This window comes from Streptomyces sp. NPDC048288, from assembly GCF_043201555.1.
GTDB lineage: Bacteria > Actinomycetota > Actinomycetes > Streptomycetales > Streptomycetaceae > Streptomyces.
Genome location: NZ_JBICZD010000021.1, coordinates 39,290 through 57,201, shown reverse-complemented (window position 1 = coordinate 57,201; position 17,912 = coordinate 39,290). Strand labels below are relative to the sequence as shown.

Sequence of the window (17,912 nt, the reverse complement as noted above, 5' to 3'; positions counted from 1 at the left end):
GGTCTAGACAACCCTGAAAACCGAAGGGCAGCATCACATGGCTGAGCGCCGCGTCAACGTCGGCTGGGCCGAGGGCCTCCACGCCCGCCCCGCTTCCATCTTCGTCCGAGCCGCCACGGCCGCAGGCGTCCCGGTGACGATCGCCAAGGCCGGGGGCAACCCCGTCAACGCGGCCTCCATGCTGGCCGTTCTGGGCCTGGGCGCCCAGGGCGGCGAGGAGATCGTGCTCGCCTCCGAGGCCGAGGGCGCGGACGCCGCCCTCGACCGCCTGGCCAAGCTGGTCGCCGAGGGTCTCGAGGAGCTCCCCGAGACCGTCTGAGCGCCGTAGCGCCCGCACGGCCGAGGCCGCGCCACCCCTGCGAGGGCGGCGCGGCCTCGTCGTTCCCACGCAGACCCCGGCATGTGCCGGGAATTCATGACAGGCGCCCGTGACTTTACGGCGGGTCCGCACGGGTTCATTCGGGAGCCTGCCCTCAGCCATTTCGGCGGGCACGCCGACGACACGCCACCGGAATTCCCGGAGCGCGCGAATTCGGGCAGCGGAAATACGCCTCCACCGAATAACACCTCTTTGTATACGGCGCGCGTGTTAATGCCGCAGGCCCGACATGTTTACGGGGTGTTGCGAAGTCCTCACACCGTTCGCCCGTTCGGTACCGCCGGAAAAGCGCAGCCGGTGCGCGGCCGTCGAGCGCTCGGTGTGCAGCGCGGTGATCGCCCGCGCGCGCTCGCCGTCGCCGCGGGTGACCGCGTCCACGATGGCGCCGTGCTCGGCCCACGACTCGACGGGGTTGGCGGGCGCGTCGACGGCGTACATCCAGGCGATCTTGTGCCGCAGCTGGGTGAGGGTCGAGGTCAGGGCGTGGCTGCCGGTGGCCTGGGCGAGCGTCTCGTGGAACCAGCCGCCCAGCGAGCGCAGGTCCTCGCTGCTGCCCCGCCGGGCCCGCTCCTGGCCCAGCCTGACGAGTCCGCGCAACACCTTCAGGTGGGCCTCGGTGCGGCGCTGGGCGGCCCGGGAGGCGCCCAGCGGCTCCAGCAGCAGGCGCATCTCCAGCAGGTCGGCGGCCTCCTGCTCGCTCGGTTCGGCGACGCACGCGCCCGCGTGCCGGCGCGTGACCACGAAGCCCTCGGCCTCCAGCGTGCGCAGGGCCTCGCGGACGGGGACGCGCGAGACGCCGTAGCGGCGGGCCAGGAGTTCCTCGGTGAGCCGGCTGCCGCGCTCGTAGACACCCGCGACGATGTCGTCCCGGATCGCCGTGCATACCGAGTGCGCCGGAATACGCATGACCGACCTCCGTCTTAATCCCCGTGAAACGCCGCCGAGTGGCGCCCGTTCCGTGACTCTATTGCAATGAGCGGGAATTTCCGACGGGGGGCCGGATTCCATGGATATATTTTGGACAGCAAGGGCGCGAAAACGGCGAAAGCCCCGGCTCGGGAGCCGGGGCTTCGGAAGATCTCGCGGTGCTCACACCGTCCGCGTCAGACGTTCACGCCGTGCTTGCGGAGGTAGGCGACCGGATCGACGTCCGAGCCGTACTCGGGGGTCGTGCGGGCCTCGAAGTGGAGGTGCGGGCCGGTCGTGTTGCCCGTGGACCCGGAGAGACCGATCTGCTGGCCCGGGGTGACCTTCTGGCCCACCGAGACGCCGATGGACGACAGGTGGCCGTACTGGGTGTACATGCCGTCGGCCATCTTGATGACGATCTGGTTGCCGTAGGCCCCGCCCCAGCCGGTGGAGACGACCGTGCCGGTGCCGACCGCGTGCACGACCGTGCCACTGGCGGCGTGGAAGTCGATGCCGGTGTGGGCACCCGAGGACCACAGGGAGCCGCCGGTCTTGTAGCCGGTGGAGACGTACGAGTCGGAGATCGGCGCGACGAAGGCGTTGAGCCGCTTGCGCTCGGCCTCCCGCGCGGCGCGCGCCTTGGCCGCGCGCTCCTTCTTGACCTCCGCGACGGCCTTCTTGCGCGCGGCCTCCTCGGCGGCCTTGCGGTCGGCGGCGGCCTGCTGCGCGGCGGCCTGGGCGTCGATCTGGTCGGCGACCGTGTCGCTGACCGTGATGACCGGGGTGAGGCCGGTCTGCTCGACGGAGTTCTCGGCGGCGAGCGCCGGGGCTGCGGAGACGGTGCCGATGACACCGGTGGTGGTGAGAGCCGCGATACCGGCGGCCTGCGCGGTGGTGCGCTTCACCCGGCCGGGACGACGGTGCTTCCCGGAGGCGCACATGAACGCCATGTAGAGGCTGGTCCTTTCCTTCCCTCTCGCCTACCGGGTTAGCTGACGGGTTCGGAGCAGGAAGGTCTCCTACGGGCCCCCTCGCGGCTCGCGCGGGCGCCCGATTCACCCCAGGGACGACGTGGGTCCCCGGCTCCCCTGGCTCGCGCCGTACGGGGACTCGGCGATGGCTGTCCGGTGCCGCGGGCGCGGCGCACTGCCTGACGGACAGCCCGGAAGAACCTATGAGGGCGGGCTCTCAATGCCCAAACGGATCACGTTTTTTGTAGCGCATCCCACAGGGCAGACAGGCAACCTCCGCCCCAATTCGGACATTTAAGGGCCCTGGTGACACCACGGTCACCAGGGCCCTCGCACGCGCGCGTGTCCGCCGTCCGGCTACTCGGCGGCGACGACCGTGACGGTGCCGATCCCGAGGGCCTCGACGGGCTCCTTGATCTGTGCCGCGTCACCGACGAGGACGGTCACCAGACGGTCCACCGGGAAGGCGTTCACGACGGCCGCGGTGGCCTCCACGGTGCCGGTGGCGGCCAGTTGCCGGTAGAGCGTGGCCTGGAAGTCGTCGGGCAGGTGCTGATCGACCTGGTCGGCCAGGGTGCCCGCGACGGCCGCCGCCGTCTCGTACTTGAGCGGCGCCACGCCGACGAGGTTCTGCACGGCCACATCGCGCTCGGCGTCCGTCAGGCCCTCGGCGGCGAGGGTGCGCAGCACCGTCCACAGGTCCTGGAGGGCGGGACCGGTGTTCGGGGTGTCCACGGAGCCGCTGATGGCGAGCATCGAGGCGCCGGTGCCGTCGGGGGCGGAGCGCAGGACCTGGCCGAAGGAGCGGACGCCGTAGGTGTAGCCCTTCTCCTCGCGCAGGACGCGGTCCAGGCGGGAGGTGAGGGTGCCGCCCAGGCAGTAGGTGCCGAGCACCTGGGCGGGCCAGACCCGGTCGTGCCGGTCGGGGCCGACGCGGCCGATGAGCAGCTGGGTCTGGACGGCGCCGGGGCGGTCCACGATGACGACCCGGCCGTTGTCGTCGGCGGTGACCGGCGGCACGGGGCGGGGCTGCGCGGTGGAGCCGCTCCAGGCGCCCAGGGTCTCGCCGAGCAGTTCGTCCAGGTCGATGCCGGTGAGGTCGCCGACGACGACCGCGGTGGCGGTGGCGGGCCGCACATGACGGTCGTAGAACGCGCGGACGGCGGCCGCGTCGATCTTCTCGACGGTGTCCTCGGTGCCCTGGCGCGGACGGGACATCCGCGCGGTGGACGGGAAGAGCTCCTTGTAGAGCTCCTTGGCGGCGCGGCGGCTGGGGTTGGCCAGCTCGTGCGGGATCTCGTCGAGGCGGTTGCGGACCAGCCGCTCGACCTCGCTGTCGGCGAAGGCGGGCGCCCTGAGGGCGTCGGAGAGCAGCCCGAGGCCCTTGGCGAGGCGGGAGGCCGGGACCTCCAGGCTGATCCGGACGCCGGAGTGGTCGGCGTGCGCGTCGAGGGTGGCGCCGGCCCGCTCCAGCTCGGCGGCGTACTCCTCGGCGGAGTGCTTGTCGGTGCCCTCGGAGAAGGCGCGCGCCATGATCGTGGCCACGCCGTCCAGGCCGGCCGGTTCGGCGTCCAGGGGCGCCTCCAGGAGCACCTCGACGGCGACGACCTGCTGGCCGGGGCGGTGGCAGCGGAGCACGGTCAGGGCGTTGTCCAGGGTGCCGCGCTCGGGGGCCGGGAAGGCCCAGGGCCTGGCCTCGCCCGGCTGGGGCTGCGGGTGGAAGTCCATGCTGGCGAGCTCGGTCACTTGGCCGTCTCCTCGTTCTCGTTGCCGGCCGCTACGGTCGCTTCCTGCTCCGGGTCCTCGCCGCGCCCCGCCTCCTCGGTGTGCTCCGCGGACTCCTCGGACAGCGGCTCGTAGACGAGCACCGCGCGGTTGTCGGGACGCAGGCGGGCCTTGGCGACCTCCTGGACCTCCTCGGGGGTGACCGTCAGGACGCGCTGGACGGCGCTCAGGGCGAGCTGCGGGTCGCCGAACAGGACGGCGAACCGGCACAGTTCGTCCGCGCGGCCCGCGACGGTGCCCAGCCGGTCCAGCCACTCGCGCTCCAACTGGGCCTGGGCGCGCTCCATCTCCTCGGGCGTGGGGCCCTCCGCGGCGAACCGGGCGAGCTCCTCGTCGATGGCGGTCTCGATGACCGGCACCTCGACGTCACCGGAGGTCTTCACGTCCAGCCAGCCCAGGGAGGGCGCACCGGCGAGCCGCAGCAGGCCGAACCCGGCCGCGACGGCCGTACGGTCGCGCCGGACCAGGCGGTTGTACAGGCGGGAGGACTCGCCGCCGCCGAGGACGGTGAGGGCCAGGTCGGCCGCGTCGGACGCGCGCGTGCCGTCCTCCGGGAGCCGGTAGGCGGCCATCAGCGCGCGCGAGGGGACCTCCTCCACGACGACCTCGCGCAGCTCCTCGCCCATGGTCTCGGGCAGCGAGCCGTCGCGCGGGGTGGGCTTGCCGTCGTGCGCCGGGATGGAGCCGAAGTACTTCTCGACCCAGGCGAGCGTCTGCTGCGGGTCGATGTCGCCGACGACCGACAGGACGGCGTTGTTGGGCGCGTAGTACGTGCGGAAGAACGCGCGGGCGTCCTCCAGGGTGGCCGCGTCCAGGTCGGCCATCGAGCCGATCGGCGTGTGGTGGTAGGGGTGGCCCTCCGGGTAGGCGAGGGCGGTCAGCTTCTCGAAGGCCGTGCCGTAGGGCACGTTGTCGTAGCGCTGGCGGCGCTCGTTCTTGACGACGTCGCGCTGGTTCTCCATCGACTCGTCGTCCAGGGCGGCGAGCAGGGAGCCCATCCGGTCGGCCTCCAGCCAGAGGGCGAGTTCCAGCTGGTGGGCGGGCATGGTCTCGAAGTAGTTGGTGCGCTCGAAGCTCGTGGTGCCGTTGAGCGAGCCGCCGGCGCCCTGGACGAGCTCGAAGTGGCCGTTGCCCTTCACCTGGGCCGAGCCCTGGAACATCAGGTGCTCGAAAAGGTGAGCCAGGCCGGTACGGCCCTTGACTTCGTGCCGGGAACCGACGTCGTACCAGAGGCAGACCGCGGCGACCGGGGTCAGGTGGTCCTCGGAGAGCACCACGCGCAGACCGTTGGCCAAGCGGTGTTCGGTCGCTGTCAGGCCTCCGGAGCCTGCCTCGGCCGTGGTCGTGTGACCCATGGGCATGTACGTCCCTTCGCTCGCGGAAGCGGTGTAGAACCGCGGTTTTTCTGCCGGTCCTGCCACTGTATGCAAGCGTGCGGGGACCCGGCGAAGTTCCCGCACGACGTACGCCCAGAGCGGATCGCGTAGCCTGCGTCCCACCCGCTCCCGAACGCCGCCGAGGCACCGGGGCGGGCCGCGGAGACCGGGTCCTGGCCCGCGTTGTCAGTACCGCGGTCCACAATGGTCCGCGTCAGATCCGTTCACGCATGAGCAAGGAGCCGGCAGCGATGGCCCGCCGCAGCACGAAGACCCCGCCGCCCGACGACTCGTTCGAGGAGAGAATCCTCGACATCGACGTCGTGGACGAGATGCGCGGCTCCTACCTCGAGTACGCGTACTCGGTCATCTACTCGCGCGCCCTGCCGGACGCCCGCGACGGCCTCAAGCCGGTGCACCGCCGGATCGTCTACCAGATGAACGAGATGGGCGTGCGCCCGGACCGCGCCTACGTGAAGTGCGCGCGCGTGGTCGGCGAAGTGATGGGCAAGTTGCACCCGCACGGCGACGCGTCGATCTACGACGCGCTGGTGCGCATGGCGCAGCCGTTCTCGATGCGCGTCCCGCTGGTCGACGGCCACGGCAACTTCGGCTCCCTGGGCAACGACGACCCGCCGGCCGCCATGCGGTACACCGAGTGCCGGATGGCCGAGGCGACCAGCCTGATGACCGAGTCGATCGACGAGGACACGGTCGACTTCTCGCCCAACTACGACGGCCAGGAGCAGGAGCCGGTGGCGCTGCCCGCCGCCTTCCCGAACCTGCTGGTGAACGGCTCGTCGGGCATCGCGGTCGGCATGGCGACCAACATGCCGCCGCACAACCTCGGCGAGGTGATCGCCGCCGCCCGCCATCTGATCCGCTATCCGAACGCGGACCTGGACACGCTGATGAAGCACGTGCCGGGCCCCGACCTGCCCACCGGCGGCCGGATCGTCGGCCTGGAGGGCGTCCGGGACGCGTACGAGACGGGCCGCGGCACCTTCAAGATCCGGGCCACCGTGGCGGTGGAGACGGTCACGGCCCGCCGCAAGGGCCTGGTCATCACCGAACTGCCCTTCACGGTCGGCCCCGAGAAGGTCATCGGCAAGATCAAGGACCTGGTCAACGCCAAGAAGCTGCAGGGCATCGCCGACGTCAAGGACCTCACCGACCGCGAGCACGGACTGCGCCTGGTCATCGAGATCAAGAACGGCTTCGTGCCGGAGGCGGTCCTGGAGCAGCTCTACAAGCTCACGCCGATGGAGGAGTCCTTCGGCATCAACAACGTGGCCCTGGTGGACGGCCAGCCGCTCACCCTGGGCCTCAAGGAGCTCCTGGAGGTCTACCTCGACCACCGCTTCGAGGTGGTCCGCCGGCGCAGCGAGTTCCGCCGCACCAAGCGCCGCGACCGCCTCCACCTGGTCGAGGGCCTGCTCACCGCCCTGGTCGACATCGACGAGGTCATCCGTCTGATCCGCTCCAGCGAGAACAGCGCGGACGCCAAGCAGCGTCTGATGGAGCGCTTCTCCCTCTCGGAGATCCAGACCCAGTACATCCTGGACACCCCCCTTCGCCGCCTCACCAAGTACGACCGCATCGAGCTGGAGTCGGAGAAGGAGAAGCTCACCGCGGAGATCGCCGAGCTGACCCGGATCCTGGAGTCGGACGCGGAGCTGCGCAAGCTGGTCTCGGCCGAACTGGCCGCGGTCGCCAAGAAGTTCGGCACCCAGCGGCGGACGGTCCTGCTGGAGGCCTCCGGCGCTCCGGCGGCCGTGGTGCCGCTCCAGGTGGCCGACGACCCGTGCCGGGTGCTGCTGTCCTCGACGGGCCTGCTGGCGCGTACGACGAACGGCGAGCCGTTCCCGGAGGACGCCGACGCCCGGCGCGCCAAGCACGACGTGATCGTCTCGGCGGTCCCCGCGACCGCGCGCGGCGAGGTGGGCGCGGTGACCTCGACGGGCCGGCTGCTGCGCGTCAACGTGGTCGACCTCCCGCAGCTCCCGGACACGGCGGCCGCCCCCAGCCTGGCGGGCGGCGCGCCCCTCTCGGAGTTCCTCTCCCTGGAGGACGGCGAGTCGGTGGTCTGCCTCACCACGCTGGACGAGTCCTCGCCCGGTCTCGCCCTCGGCACCGAGCAGGGCGTCGTCAAGCGTGTGGTCCCCGACTACCCGTCCAACAAGGACGAGCTGGAGGTCATCACGCTCAAGGAGGGCGACCGGATCGTCGGCGCGGTGGAGCTGCGCACCGGCGAGGAGGACCTCGTCTTCATCACCGACGACGCGCAACTGCTGCGCTACCAGGCCTCCCAGGTGCGTCCGCAGGGCCGCCCGGCGGGCGGTATGGCGGGCATCAAGCTCACGGAGGGTGCGAAGGTCATCTCGTTCACGGCCGTGGACCCGGCGGCCGACGCGGTGGTCTTCACGGTGGCCGGCTCGCGCGGCACGCTCGACGACTCGGTCCAGACGACGGCCAAGCTGACGCCGTTCGACCAGTACCCGCGCAAGGGCCGCGCCACCGGCGGTGTCCGCTGCCAGCGCCTCCTCAAGGGCGAGGACTGCCTGTCCTTCGCCTGGGCGGGCCCGGTCCCGGCGAAGGCGGCCCAGAAGAACGGCACCCCGGCCGAACTCCCGGAGATCGACCCGCGCCGCGACGGCTCCGGCGTGTCGCTCCAGAAGACGGTGTCGGTGGTGGCGGGCCCGGTCTAGGCCTCGGTCTCCGTCTCGGCCTCGTCGTAGTCGTCGCCCTGTACGTACCTCAGGACGCCCCACATGCCGTGCTCGTCGGCGTGTGGGGCGTCGTTCGCGCACGCCTCCAACTCCTTGCGCAGGGCGGGCGCGTCGATGCCGGAGCCGATCAGCACGAGCTGCGTGAGCCGCTCCTCGCCCCGCCCCCAGGCCTCCGGGTAGAAGCGCAGAAACCGCCCGACGGCATGCACGGCGTACCGGTTCCCGGTGTCGTACGGCCCGAAGTCGACGTACCCCTTGATCCGGTAGAGCCCCTCGGGCCGGCTGTCGAGGAAGGTCATCAGCCGACGGGGGTCCAGGGGCAGTTCGCAGGCGAAGGACAGGCTGTCGTACGCGGTGTGCAGATGCCCCTCGTGCGCGCCCTCGGCGCCATGGTCGTGCAGGTCGTCGAAGGACAGCTGGCCGAGGCGTTCCTCGCCGGGGCGGCAGTCGAACAGGTACTCGGGATCGATACGGCCGTAGGTGGCCGGTACGACGGCGGCCCCGGGGTCGGCGAGCGACCGCACGAGCCCGAGCACGCCGTCGCGGTCACCGGCCCGGTCGAGCTTGTTCACGACGACGAGGTCGGCGAGGGCGAGGTGCCGGTCGATCTCGGGGTGCTTCGCGCGCGTGGTGTCGAACTCGGCGGCGTCGACGACCTCGACGAGGCCGCCGTAGACGATGCCGGGATGCTCGCTGGCGAGCAGCATCCGGACGAGTTCCTCGGGTTCGGCCAGACCGCTGGCCTCGATGACGACGACGTCGAGCCCGGTGGCCGGGTTCGCGAGCCGCTCCAGGTACACGTCCAGCTCACTGGCGTCGACGGCGCAGCACAGGCACCCGTTGCCGAGCGAGACGGTCGAGTCGCCGAGGGCGCCGGCCACGGCCATCGCGTCGATCTCGATGGCCCCGAAGTCATTGACGATCGCCCCGATCCGGCTGCCCCCACCACGGTGCAGCAGGTGGTTGAGGAGCGTGGTCTTCCCGGAGCCCAGGAATCCGGCGAGGACGACGACCGGGATCTGCCGGGGGCCGCGGTGGTGCTCCAACGGAGGGCCTTTCTGACACGGACGCGCACACCGGCTCGCGGGCCGGCGCACCTCTGGGGATCGAATGCCACCCAAGAATACGAGTGGCGCGAACCCTCACGAAGTGAACGGTTGTTAGCCGCACGCACGGGGCAGACGTTGGACAAGGCGCCGGTTCGTGCGACCCTCGCTTCCTTCTGTGCGCCTCTTCTCCGCCTCCCCGCCGACCACATCGGCTCGGCACCCTGGGAGACGGCAAGCGCCGCCCACTGCTCGCCGGTTCCCTCCAGTCGACCCGCACGCCGACGACCGGCGGACGGCCGCCTTGAGACGGGGGTTGACATGGCCACAAAGAGCCGGGGGACGCGAGCGCTGACCGCCGCGACCGCGGCGGGGCTCGCCTGGGCCGCCGGAGGGCTGGCCCTGCTTCTTGCGCAGCAGCGCAGGCAACAGGAGACGCAGCTGCGCCTCGAACAGCAGCGCCTGCACTTCCAACTGCTCAGCAGGGCCATCGACGATCCCGAGCTGGCCGCGGTGATGAGCACGGTCACCCTCGACGACGTGGCCCCGCAGGACCGGGTCCGCGTACGACGCCAGTACCTCTTCGCCAACGCGCTCTATGTCAACGTGCTGCAGATGTACCGCGCGGGGACCGTCAACTGGCCGGAGCTGCACGGCCACCTTCGGGTGCTCTGCCAGAGCGCGCTCTTCCGGGAGTACTGGGAGGCCACCCGGCACCACCGCGACAGCCTCGCCCCCGCGTCGGAGGAGGCGCGTGTCGGCCGGATGATGGACAAGATTGTCCGGGATCTGGTCGAAGCGGACACCGAGCAGTGGTGGGTCGTGGGCGAACCTCCTCCCCCGGAGGACTCGGGTCGACCGGGCCGGTGAACAGCGGCTTTTACGGTGAAGTCGAGTTCAACCTGGGATTCTCGGATATCACCCCAGACGCAAAGAGCTAATCTGACCCCTGCCTCATCCCCTACTGTCCAGAGGACCGGGATCACCGTTGAAAATCGTGCGCCGCATCGGTGCATCTCCCCGTGAACGCCACAGCGCGACTGGCGAGACCTGCCCCGACATCTTCGAACTCAGCGACGGCAGCTTTGCCGTCATCGGGCGAGAAGCCACCGACGAACTGGACGGCGAACTGCCGGCCGACGCCTCACGGGCCGACTACGAACACATTGTCATCATCAGCCGTGAGACCCTGCTCCGCGCCAAGGCCGACATTCCCGACGCCTGATTCCACCCGGAACTGAACCCCTCCCGGTTCACTCCGCAACCGGTCCCACCGCACACCATCCGCGCGTTTCCGGGGCCCTCCTCCAAGCAGCACACACCCGGTCCTCGCTTGGCGGCACGCTTCGTCAGGCCCGGCACCAGACCGGTCCCGGGCCTCAGCGCAATGCCGCCGCACCCTGCGATGCCGCACTCCGCCGCGTACGCCGTTCGTCGCCGCCTTGCGCGCAGGGGCGTCCCCTTCTTCTTCTCGTCACGCGCTTTGCCTCGGCATGCCCGAGAACGCATCCCACACACAGGAAAGGACGCACATGCAGATCATTCGACGCCTCGGGACTTCTCCACGACAACGCGGCAGCCTCTCCGGGGACTGCTGCCCCGACATCTTCGAGCTCGGCGACGGGAATTTCGCGGTCATCGGCAGGGACGCCACGATCCCGCTGACCCCGGAGCTCCCTCTGGAGGGGGTTCTCGGTGACGACGGCCGTATCGTCATCATCTCGCGAGAAACGTTAATGCACGCCAAGCAAGACATCCCTGACATCCGGTCACCGCGCGCTCACCGGGCGATCCGGGCAAGCGCGTGAAGTGATCATCTCGCTTTCCTCCCCGTGTCGGCGGGCAGAATCCCCGCGACACAGGGAGGAATGGATGACTGCTGATCGAGTGCGGCACTCAGCGCTGTCGCTGCTGGCATGGCTGAGCGCCGGGATCACAGGGATCGTGCTCGTCGGGATCGCCTCCGTCGCCGCCAGTGGCTGGCTCATAGACGGCGTCGAGCGCCTCAACCCGGACCGGCGCTCCGCGGTGGAACGCAGCGCCCTGGGGGCGTACTTCGGCGGGGTCAGCGCCGTCTTCGCCGGGCTGGCCCTGCTTCTGCTCGTCACCGCACTGCTCTACCAGCAGCGCGAACTCCGTCTGCAGCGACAGGAACTCGCCCTGCAGCGTGACGAACTCTCGGCCTCCCGCGCCGAGTTACGCCGCAGCGCCGCCTCCGACCTGCGCAGTCTGCACATGCAGTTGACCCAGATGGCCATGTCCGACCCCTCGCTGGCCGAGGTCTGGAACGCCTACCCAGACGAGTCCGGGCCTGTCGGCCGCCAAATGCTCTTCGCCAACCTCACCTTCAACCACTTCGCCTGGCGCACAGTTGGGGGGACTTCTCGGAGACGGAACTCCTGGTCGGCGCCCACAGCATGCTGCGCAGTCCCGCCTTCCGGCGGTACTGGGAGGCCACCAAGGGCCGGAAGGGCCGGCTTCCGGCGGACAGCAGTGAGGGACGGATGTTCCGGTTCTTCGAACGGGCCATCGCGGACCTCGACGCAGGCGGCCGCCCCTCGCCTGATGCCTGATACCTGATGCCCAGCCTGCCCGGTCGTCGGGTCGGGTCGGGTCGGACAGAGCCTGATCCGGCAGGTCAGGCGGCGGGAACCGCCACCGGCGCCACCGGTCCCACATACCGTGCCACCGGGCGGATGATCTTCGAGTCCGCCGCCTGTTCCAGGATGTTGGCGCTCCAGCCGACCACGCGGGCCGCAGCGAACGTCGGGGTGAACATCTCGCGGGGCAGGCCGCACAGTTCCATGACCACACCCGCGTAGAACTCGACGTTGGTGTGGAGCTCACGGCCGGGCTTCAGCTCGGCGAGGATGCGTTCGACGTGGCGTTCGACCTCGACGGCGAACTCGACCCGGGGACCGCCGAAACCCTCGGCGATCTCCCGCAGCATGCGGGAACGTGGGTCCTCCGTGCGGTAGATCGCGTGTCCGAAGCCCATCACACGGTCGCCGGCGAGGACCCTTTCGCGGATCCACGGGTCGATCCGGTCCGACGTCCCGATCGCGTCCAGGGTGTCCAGCGCCCGGCTGGGCGCGCCCCCGTGCAGCGGCCCGGACAGCGCGCCGACCGCCCCGACGAGACAGGCCGCGACATCCGCGCCGGTCGACGCGATGACCCGAGCCGTGAATGTTGATGCATTGAATCCATGGTCAATGGTCGAGATCAAGTATTGCTCGACCGCACGCGCCCGCCGGGCGTCCGGCTCCGAACCGGTCAACATGTACAGGTAGTTGGCCGCGTACGACAGGTCCTCGCGCGGCTCCACCGGGTCGAGCCCCCGCCCGAGCCGGTACAGCGCCGCAAGGAGCGTCGGTACGGCCGCGCAGGCGGCGACCGTGTCGGCCCGCCGCCGGTCCGCGTCGATGTCGTACACCGGCCGGAACTCCCGGGCGGCGCCGAGCAGCGAGAGGGCTGTGCGCATCCCGGCGAGCGGACCGGACGCCCCGCTCGCCGCGGCCACCGAGGGCAGGGCCGCCCGGACCCCGTCCGGCAGCCGCCGGAGCGCCGCGGTCTCGGCGGCGAAGGCGGCGGCACGCTCCGCGTCCGGCAGTTCGCCGTGGACCAGGAGGTGCCAGACGTCCTCGAAGCCCCGGGTGCGGGCGAGTTCGACGGCCGAGTACTGCCGGTAGTGGTAGAAGCCCTGACTGCCCCGGACATCACCGACCTCGGTGTCCGTGACGACGACCCCGGCGAGCCCGCGCGGCACCTCGACAAGGGTCGACGCGGTTCGGTTGACGGCCATGATGTGCCTCCGTTTTCCTCCCTGAACTTGACTTGACTGTCCATTATTGACTTCCAATCTGTCAATATTGATTGAATCAACGTACCATCGATACATCCCCAAGCCCACTACGGTGGCGCCATGCGCGATCAACAACCCGCTCCCGGCAGCCCCGCCCAGCGGCTGAGCACCAGGGAGACCGCCGAACTGCTCGGTGTGAAGCCCGAGACCGTGTACGCCTATGTGAGCCGCGGTCAGCTCAGCAGCAGGCGCGAGCCCGGCGGCCGCGCCAGCACCTTCGACGCCAGGGAGGTGGAGGCACTCGCCCGGCGCAACAGGCGGGAGGCCGCGGGGAGTCCGGGGTCCGGCGGCGATCTGTCGGTGCGCACCCGGATCACGCTGATCGACAAGGACCGGTACTTCTACCGGGGCGTCGACGCCACCGAACTGGCCACGCGCCACTCCTACGAGGAGGTGGCCGAGTGGCTGTGGACGGGCCGGATGAACCGGGGCGTGGCCCTGACCGCGCCGGAGGCCACCGTCGCCGTCGCCCGCCGTGCCGTCGACGCGCTGCCGGAACACACCACCCCCACCGACCGGCTGCGGGTCGCGACGATCGCCGCGGCGGCCGAGGACCCGTTGCGCTTCGACCTGTCCGAGGAGGCCGTGCTCGGCACCGCGCGGATGCTGATCCCCACGCTCGTCGCCGCGCTGCCGGTGCGGCACCGCAGCCGGGCGGACGACGGCCCGCTGGCCCACCGCCTGTGGCGCAGACTGACCGGTATCGACCCCGAGGACGCCGCGCTGCGCGTCCTGGACACGGCGCTCGCGCTGCTCGTCGACCACGACCTGGCGGCCTCCACGCTCGCCGTCCGGGTCGCCGCCTCCGCACGCGCCCACGCGTACGCGGCCGTGTCGGCCGGGCTCGGTGTGCTCGAAGGCCCCTTGCACGGCGCCTCCAGCGGCCTCGCCCACCGGATGCTGCTCGACGTCCTCGACCAGGGCACCGCCGTCACGGTGATCGCGGACGAACTCCGCGCGGGCCGCCGTATCCCCGGCCTCGGCCACCGCCTGTACCAGGGCGAGGACCCCCGCGCGCGGGTCCTGTTCGCGCTCCTGGAGGATCTCCCGCGTGCGGAGCCCGCCCTGCTCGCGGCCCGGGACATCGTCGCCACGACCGCCCGGCACACCCCGCTGCACGCCAACGTGGATCTGGCGCTGGCCGTGTTCACGGCCTCCTGCGGCATGCCGGCCACCGCGGGCGAGACGATCTTCGCCGTCGCCCGGACGGCGGGATGGATCGCGCACGCCCTGGAGGAGTACGGCGAACGCCCGTTGCGTATGCGCCCCAGCGGCCACTACGTGGGCCCGAAGCCCCCGCAGCCCCTGCCGGAGTGACCCTGTCGGCGGGACGGACGGGCTAGGCGAACGGGCGGGGTGAACGGGCGGGGTGAACGGGCGGGGCGAGCGGGGTGGACGGGCGGGGCCGGAAGTCGCCCCGGGCAAAGTCAGGTTAGGCTCACCTCTGTGAGTAGGTGCGCAACCGTCTCCCGGATGCTCGACGAGCCCGTTTCCGGCACCGCCGCCACCGCGACGACGTGGCTGCTGCTGGAACAGCCAGGCCCGTGGGGTGCCAAGGCGCTCACTTCGAGCCATCTGGATCCCGCGCTGGGCCGCGCCCTGGAGACCGCCGCCAAGGGGACCGGCGTACGGGTCGCGCTCATCCGCCGCCCCGGCCGGCACGCCGACCCCGGCACCCCCGCGGTACGCCAGGTGTACGTGGCCCACACGGTCCCCGGGAACGTCTGGCTGCACGGCGCCACCACGCGCGACCCCCGGCAGCTGCTCGGCCTGGACTTCGCCGCGCTGGGCGCGGGCGACCACCGCTCGTTCGGCGCCGCGCTCGGCGGCCGCCCGCACCGGGGCAGCGCGCTCGCGCTCGTCTGCACCAACGGCAAGCGGGACCGCTGCTGCGCCCTGCTGGGCCGCCCGCTCGCCGCGGAGCTGGCGGCGTCCGGTGTACAGGGCACCTGGGAGGTCACCCATCTGGGTGGTCATCGCTTCTCGCCGACGGTGCTCGTCCTGCCGTACGGCTACGCGTACGGCCGCGCCGAGGCCCATGCCGTCAAGGAGGTCCTGCACGGCGCTCAGGAGGGCCGGGTGGTGCTGGAGGGGTGCCGCGGGTGCTCCGCCTGGGAACGGCCCGGCCAGGCGGCCGAGCTGGCCGTCCGCGAGGCGGTGGGCGAGTACGCGGCGGGCGTGCTGAGCGTCGTACGGACCGAGGGCGCGGCCCCGCACTGGGACGTCACCGTCGCCCACACCGACGGCCGCCGCTGGCGGGTCGGCGTGGACCAGGGCGCCTCCCTGCCGCCCCGCCCGGAGAGCTGCGGGGTGTCGGTGCTGGGGTCGCCGGCCCGGATGGACGTGGTGTCGGTGCGGGAAGTGCGCAGGACGACGGCGCTGGCGAGCTGACCCGGCCCCGGAGAGGGTTTTCCGGTCTCCGGGGCGCTTTCCCCAAGGAATGGTCAAGAGATCCGCGCCACACCCCTACGGCCCGGCGCCCCCGCGCACGTACGGTCGTGGGTATGAGCCCCAAGCCCCCCGCGCGCCGTCTGCGTCCCCGGCTGCCCCGGAAGGTGTTCTCGCAGGTCCTGCTGATGCAGGTGGCGATCGCCGCCGGGGTCGCGGTGCTCGCGACCGGGCTCTTCCTGGCGCCGCTGAGCAAGCAGCTGGACCAGGAGGCGATGCGCCGAGCGCTGGCCATCGCCCAGACCACGGCGCAGGACCCGCAGATCGCCGAGGGCGTCCTGACCACCCCGCCCAGTGTGAACGGGCCGGTGCAGAAGGAGGCCGAGCGGATCCGCAAGGCCACCCACGCCGAGTACATCGTGGTGATGGACCGGGGCGGATTCCGCTGGTCGCACACCACGCCCTCGGAGATCGGCCGCCATGTCTCGACCGACCCCACGGAGGCACTGGACGGCAAGGAGGTCATGCAGATCGACAACGGCACGCTGGGCCGCTCCGCGCGGGGCAAGGTGCCGCTGTACGACGCGAAGCACCGGATCATCGGGGCGGTCTCGGTCGGTATCGCCTACGACAGTGTGCGGGCCCGGCTGCTGAGCGCGATCCCGGGGCTGTTCGCCTACGCCGGCGGCGCGCTAGCGGTCGGCGCGCTGGCCGCCTGGCTGATCTCCCGCAGGGTCCAGCGACAGACCCGTGACCTGGCCTTCTCCGATATCTCTGCGCTGCTCTCGGAGCGCGAGGCGATGCTGCACGGCATCCGCGAGGGTGTCGTCGCCCTGGACCGCGGCGGCCGCATCCGCCTGCTGAACGACGAGGCGCGACGGCTCCTCGGCATCGGCGACGAGGCCGTCGGCCTGCCCCCGGACGAGGCGCTCGGCGAGGGCCGTACGACCGACGTGCTGGCCGGCCGGGTGGTCGGCACCGATCTGCTCACTGTGCGCGGCCAGCGGGTCCTGGTCGCCAACCGCATGCCCACCGACGACGGCGGCGCCGTGGCCACCCTGCGCGACCGCACCGAGCTGGAGCAGCTCGGCCGCGAACTCGACTCCACGCGCGGTCTCATCGACGCCCTGCGCGCCCAGGACCACGAGCACGCCAACCGCATGCATACCCTGCTCGGGCTGCTGGAGCTGGAGATGTACGACGACGCCGTGGAGTTCGTCGGCGAGGTGGTCGGCGACCACCGGGTCACCGCCGAGCAGGTCACGGAGAAGATCCAGGATCCGCTGCTGGCCGCCCTGCTGGTCGGCAAGGCCACCGTCGCCGCCGAGCGCGGGGTCGCCCTGTGGGTCTCGGACCGCACCCGGCTCCCGGACCGGCTGGTCGATCCCCGGGGGCTGGTCACGGTCGTGGGCAACCTCGTGGACAACGCGCTGGACGCGGTCGCCGGTACGCCGCACGCGCGCGTGGAGGTCGAGTTGTGCGCCGAGGGCCGCACGATCGTCCTCAGGGTGCACGACACCGGGCCCGGCATCCCGGCGCAGCAGCGGGAGGTGGTCTTCACCGAGGGGTGGTCCACCAAGAAGCCGCCCGCGCACGGCAAGCGCGGCATCGGGCTCCCCCTGGTGCGGCGGCTCGCCGAACGGCAGGGCGGCAGCGCGACCGTGGGCGAGGCGGAGGGCGGGGGCGCGCAGTTCACGGTCGTACTCCCCGAGGCGCTGACCGAACCGGAGCTGGAGCTGGACGCGGCGCTCGCCCCGGCGGACGAGGAGACACGATGATCCAGGTCCTGGTCGTGGACGACGACACCCGGGTCGCCCGGGTCAACGCCGCCTACGTCGAGAAGGTGCCGGGCTTCCGGGTGGCCGGCGAGGCCCACAACGCGGCCGACGCGCTGCGCCAGTTGGAGACGCTGCCCCATCTCGACCTGGTCCTGATGGACCACTACCTGCCCGACGACACGGGCCTCGCGGTGGTCCAGGAGATGCGCCGGCGCGGCCACCAGACCGACGTGATCATGGTGACGGCGGCGCGGGACGTGTCGACCGTGCAGGCGGCCATGCGCCAGGGCGCCCTGCAGTACCTGGTGAAGCCGTTCGCGTTCGCGGGACTGCGGGCCAAGCTGGAGGCCTACGCTCAGCTGCGGCGCACCCTGGACGGCGGCGGCGAGGCCGAACAGGCCGAGGTGGACCGCATCTTCGGCGCCCTGTCCGCGCCGTCCGAGCCGCAGCTGCCCAAAGGGCACTCCCCCACCACCGCCGAGCTGGTCCGGCAGTGCCTGATGAACGCCGAGGGTCCGCTGTCGGCCCAGGAGATCGCCGAGCGGACCGGGGTGAGCCGGCAGACCGCCCAGCGTTATCTGAAGCTCCTGGAGCGCACCGGACGGGCCCGGCTGACCCTCAAGTACGGCGACGCGGGCCGCCCCGAACACCGTTACGTGTGGGCGACCCGCGGCTGAGTCCTCTCAACG

The 17,912-nt window shown here is 71.5% G+C and carries 15 protein-coding genes, 1 pseudogene and 1 riboswitch; of the genes and pseudogenes, 10 read left to right on the top strand and 6 right to left on the bottom strand.

Annotated features, from left to right (window positions below; translation table 11 throughout):
- The first annotated feature begins 37 nt into the window (after nt 1–37).
- Nucleotides 38–319 carry an HPr family phosphocarrier protein gene (locus ACGFZS_RS46095; protein ID WP_073492738.1) on the top strand — a complete coding sequence of 94 codons (282 nt, stop codon included), beginning with the start codon at nt 38–40 and terminating at the stop codon, nt 317–319.
- A 270-nt stretch (nt 320–589) separates the two neighbouring features.
- On the opposite strand, the gene ACGFZS_RS46090 is transcribed toward ACGFZS_RS46095, so the two are convergent.
- The 4 genes from ACGFZS_RS46090 to ACGFZS_RS46075 form a co-directional block, all read right to left on the bottom strand.
- Nucleotides 590–1,285: a GntR family transcriptional regulator gene (locus ACGFZS_RS46090; protein WP_355709935.1), complete on the bottom strand. Its 696-nt coding sequence runs from the start codon at nt 1,283–1,285 to the stop codon at nt 590–592.
- 197 nt (nt 1,286–1,482) lie between these two features.
- On the bottom strand, nt 1,483–2,238 hold the full coding sequence (locus ACGFZS_RS46085; RefSeq protein ID WP_355709934.1) for a M23 family metallopeptidase: 756 nt from the start codon (nt 2,236–2,238) through the stop codon (nt 1,483–1,485).
- 12 nt (nt 2,239–2,250) lie between these two features.
- Nucleotides 2,251–2,414, bottom strand: a riboswitch (cyclic di-AMP (ydaO/yuaA leader).
- Nucleotides 2,415–2,616: 202 nt separating this feature from the next.
- Nucleotides 2,617–4,005 carry a M16 family metallopeptidase gene (locus tag ACGFZS_RS46080; RefSeq protein WP_393800215.1) on the bottom strand — a complete coding sequence of 463 codons (1,389 nt, stop codon included), beginning with the start codon at nt 4,003–4,005 and terminating at the stop codon, nt 2,617–2,619.
- A complete protein-coding gene (locus tag ACGFZS_RS46075; protein WP_365686170.1) occupies nt 4,002–5,405 on the bottom strand; it encodes a pitrilysin family protein in 1,404 nt (467 codons plus the stop codon). Before ACGFZS_RS46075 ends, ACGFZS_RS46080 begins: the two co-directional genes overlap by 4 nt.
- Nucleotides 5,406–5,671: 266 nt before the next feature.
- On the opposite strand from ACGFZS_RS46075, the gene ACGFZS_RS46070 reads away from it, so the two are divergent.
- Complete coding sequence (locus ACGFZS_RS46070; protein WP_393800214.1) at nt 5,672–8,128, top strand: DNA topoisomerase (ATP-hydrolyzing) subunit A; 2,457 nt, start codon at nt 5,672–5,674, stop codon at nt 8,126–8,128.
- On the opposite strand, the gene ACGFZS_RS46065 is transcribed toward ACGFZS_RS46070, so the two are convergent.
- Complete coding sequence (locus ACGFZS_RS46065) at nt 8,125–9,195, bottom strand: CobW family GTP-binding protein (protein WP_393800213.1); 1,071 nt, start codon at nt 9,193–9,195, stop codon at nt 8,125–8,127. The genes ACGFZS_RS46070 and ACGFZS_RS46065 overlap by 4 nt on opposite strands.
- Nucleotides 9,196–9,516: 321 nt before the next feature.
- Between ACGFZS_RS46065 and ACGFZS_RS46060 the strand changes: the two genes are divergently transcribed.
- The 4 genes and pseudogenes from ACGFZS_RS46060 (at nt 9,517) to ACGFZS_RS46045 (ending at nt 11,768) form a co-directional block, all read left to right on the top strand.
- Nucleotides 9,517–10,065, top strand: a complete 549-nt coding sequence (locus ACGFZS_RS46060) for a DUF6082 family protein (protein WP_393800212.1) — start codon at nt 9,517–9,519, stop codon at nt 10,063–10,065.
- A 118-nt stretch (nt 10,066–10,183) separates the two neighbouring features.
- Nucleotides 10,184–10,420, top strand: coding sequence for a hypothetical protein (locus ACGFZS_RS46055; RefSeq protein ID WP_393654733.1), 237 nt, complete (start codon nt 10,184–10,186; stop codon nt 10,418–10,420).
- Nucleotides 10,421–10,727: 307 nt separating this feature from the next.
- Nucleotides 10,728–11,003 carry a hypothetical protein gene (locus ACGFZS_RS46050; protein ID WP_393800211.1) on the top strand — a complete coding sequence of 92 codons (276 nt, stop codon included), beginning with the start codon at nt 10,728–10,730 and terminating at the stop codon, nt 11,001–11,003.
- A 64-nt stretch (nt 11,004–11,067) separates the two neighbouring features.
- Nucleotides 11,068–11,768 (top strand): annotated as a pseudogene (locus ACGFZS_RS46045) (DUF6082 family protein).
- A gap of 65 nt (nt 11,769–11,833) precedes the next feature.
- Here ACGFZS_RS46045 and ACGFZS_RS46040 read toward each other — a convergent pair.
- Nucleotides 11,834–12,997 (bottom strand): citrate synthase/methylcitrate synthase, encoded by a 1,164-nt coding sequence (locus tag ACGFZS_RS46040; RefSeq protein ID WP_393800210.1) that lies wholly within the window; start codon nt 12,995–12,997, stop codon nt 11,834–11,836.
- Between the two features lie 120 nt (nt 12,998–13,117).
- Between ACGFZS_RS46040 and ACGFZS_RS46035 the strand changes: the two genes are divergently transcribed.
- The 4 genes from ACGFZS_RS46035 (at nt 13,118) to ACGFZS_RS46020 (ending at nt 17,900) form a co-directional block, all read left to right on the top strand.
- Nucleotides 13,118–14,374: a citrate/2-methylcitrate synthase gene (locus ACGFZS_RS46035; protein WP_393800209.1), complete on the top strand. Its 1,257-nt coding sequence runs from the start codon at nt 13,118–13,120 to the stop codon at nt 14,372–14,374.
- Between the two features lie 129 nt (nt 14,375–14,503).
- Nucleotides 14,504–15,448, top strand: coding sequence for a sucrase ferredoxin (locus ACGFZS_RS46030; RefSeq protein WP_393800208.1), 945 nt, complete (start codon nt 14,504–14,506; stop codon nt 15,446–15,448).
- Between the two features lie 113 nt (nt 15,449–15,561).
- Nucleotides 15,562–17,223, top strand: coding sequence for an ATP-binding protein (locus tag ACGFZS_RS46025; protein ID WP_393800207.1), 1,662 nt, complete (start codon nt 15,562–15,564; stop codon nt 17,221–17,223).
- Nucleotides 17,220–17,900 (top strand): response regulator, encoded by a 681-nt coding sequence (locus ACGFZS_RS46020; protein WP_355709910.1) that lies wholly within the window; start codon nt 17,220–17,222, stop codon nt 17,898–17,900. The genes ACGFZS_RS46025 and ACGFZS_RS46020 overlap by 4 nt, the downstream gene beginning before the upstream one ends.
- Nucleotides 17,901–17,912 lie beyond the last annotated feature (12 nt).

Coding starts and splice junctions, on each gene's coding strand:
- ACGFZS_RS46095 (WP_073492738.1), top strand. CDS start 38: ATGGCTGAGCGCCGCGTCAACGTCGGCTGGGCCGAGGGCCTCCACGCC.
- ACGFZS_RS46035 (WP_393800209.1), top strand. CDS start 13,118: ATGCGCGATCAACAACCCGCTCCCGGCAGCCCCGCCCAGCGGCTGAGC.
- ACGFZS_RS46020 (WP_355709910.1), top strand. CDS start 17,220: ATGATCCAGGTCCTGGTCGTGGACGACGACACCCGGGTCGCCCGGGTC.
- ACGFZS_RS46040 (WP_393800210.1), bottom strand. CDS start 12,997: ATGGCCGTCAACCGAACCGCGTCGACCCTTGTCGAGGTGCCGCGCGGG.
- ACGFZS_RS46060 (WP_393800212.1), top strand. CDS start 9,517: ATGGCCACAAAGAGCCGGGGGACGCGAGCGCTGACCGCCGCGACCGCG.
- ACGFZS_RS46025 (WP_393800207.1), top strand. CDS start 15,562: ATGAGCCCCAAGCCCCCCGCGCGCCGTCTGCGTCCCCGGCTGCCCCGG.
- ACGFZS_RS46075 (WP_365686170.1), bottom strand. CDS start 5,405: ATGCCCATGGGTCACACGACCACGGCCGAGGCAGGCTCCGGAGGCCTG.
- ACGFZS_RS46085 (WP_355709934.1), bottom strand. CDS start 2,238: ATGGCGTTCATGTGCGCCTCCGGGAAGCACCGTCGTCCCGGCCGGGTG.
- ACGFZS_RS46070 (WP_393800214.1), top strand. CDS start 5,672: ATGGCCCGCCGCAGCACGAAGACCCCGCCGCCCGACGACTCGTTCGAG.
- ACGFZS_RS46090 (WP_355709935.1), bottom strand. CDS start 1,285: ATGCGTATTCCGGCGCACTCGGTATGCACGGCGATCCGGGACGACATC.
- ACGFZS_RS46050 (WP_393800211.1), top strand. CDS start 10,728: ATGCAGATCATTCGACGCCTCGGGACTTCTCCACGACAACGCGGCAGC.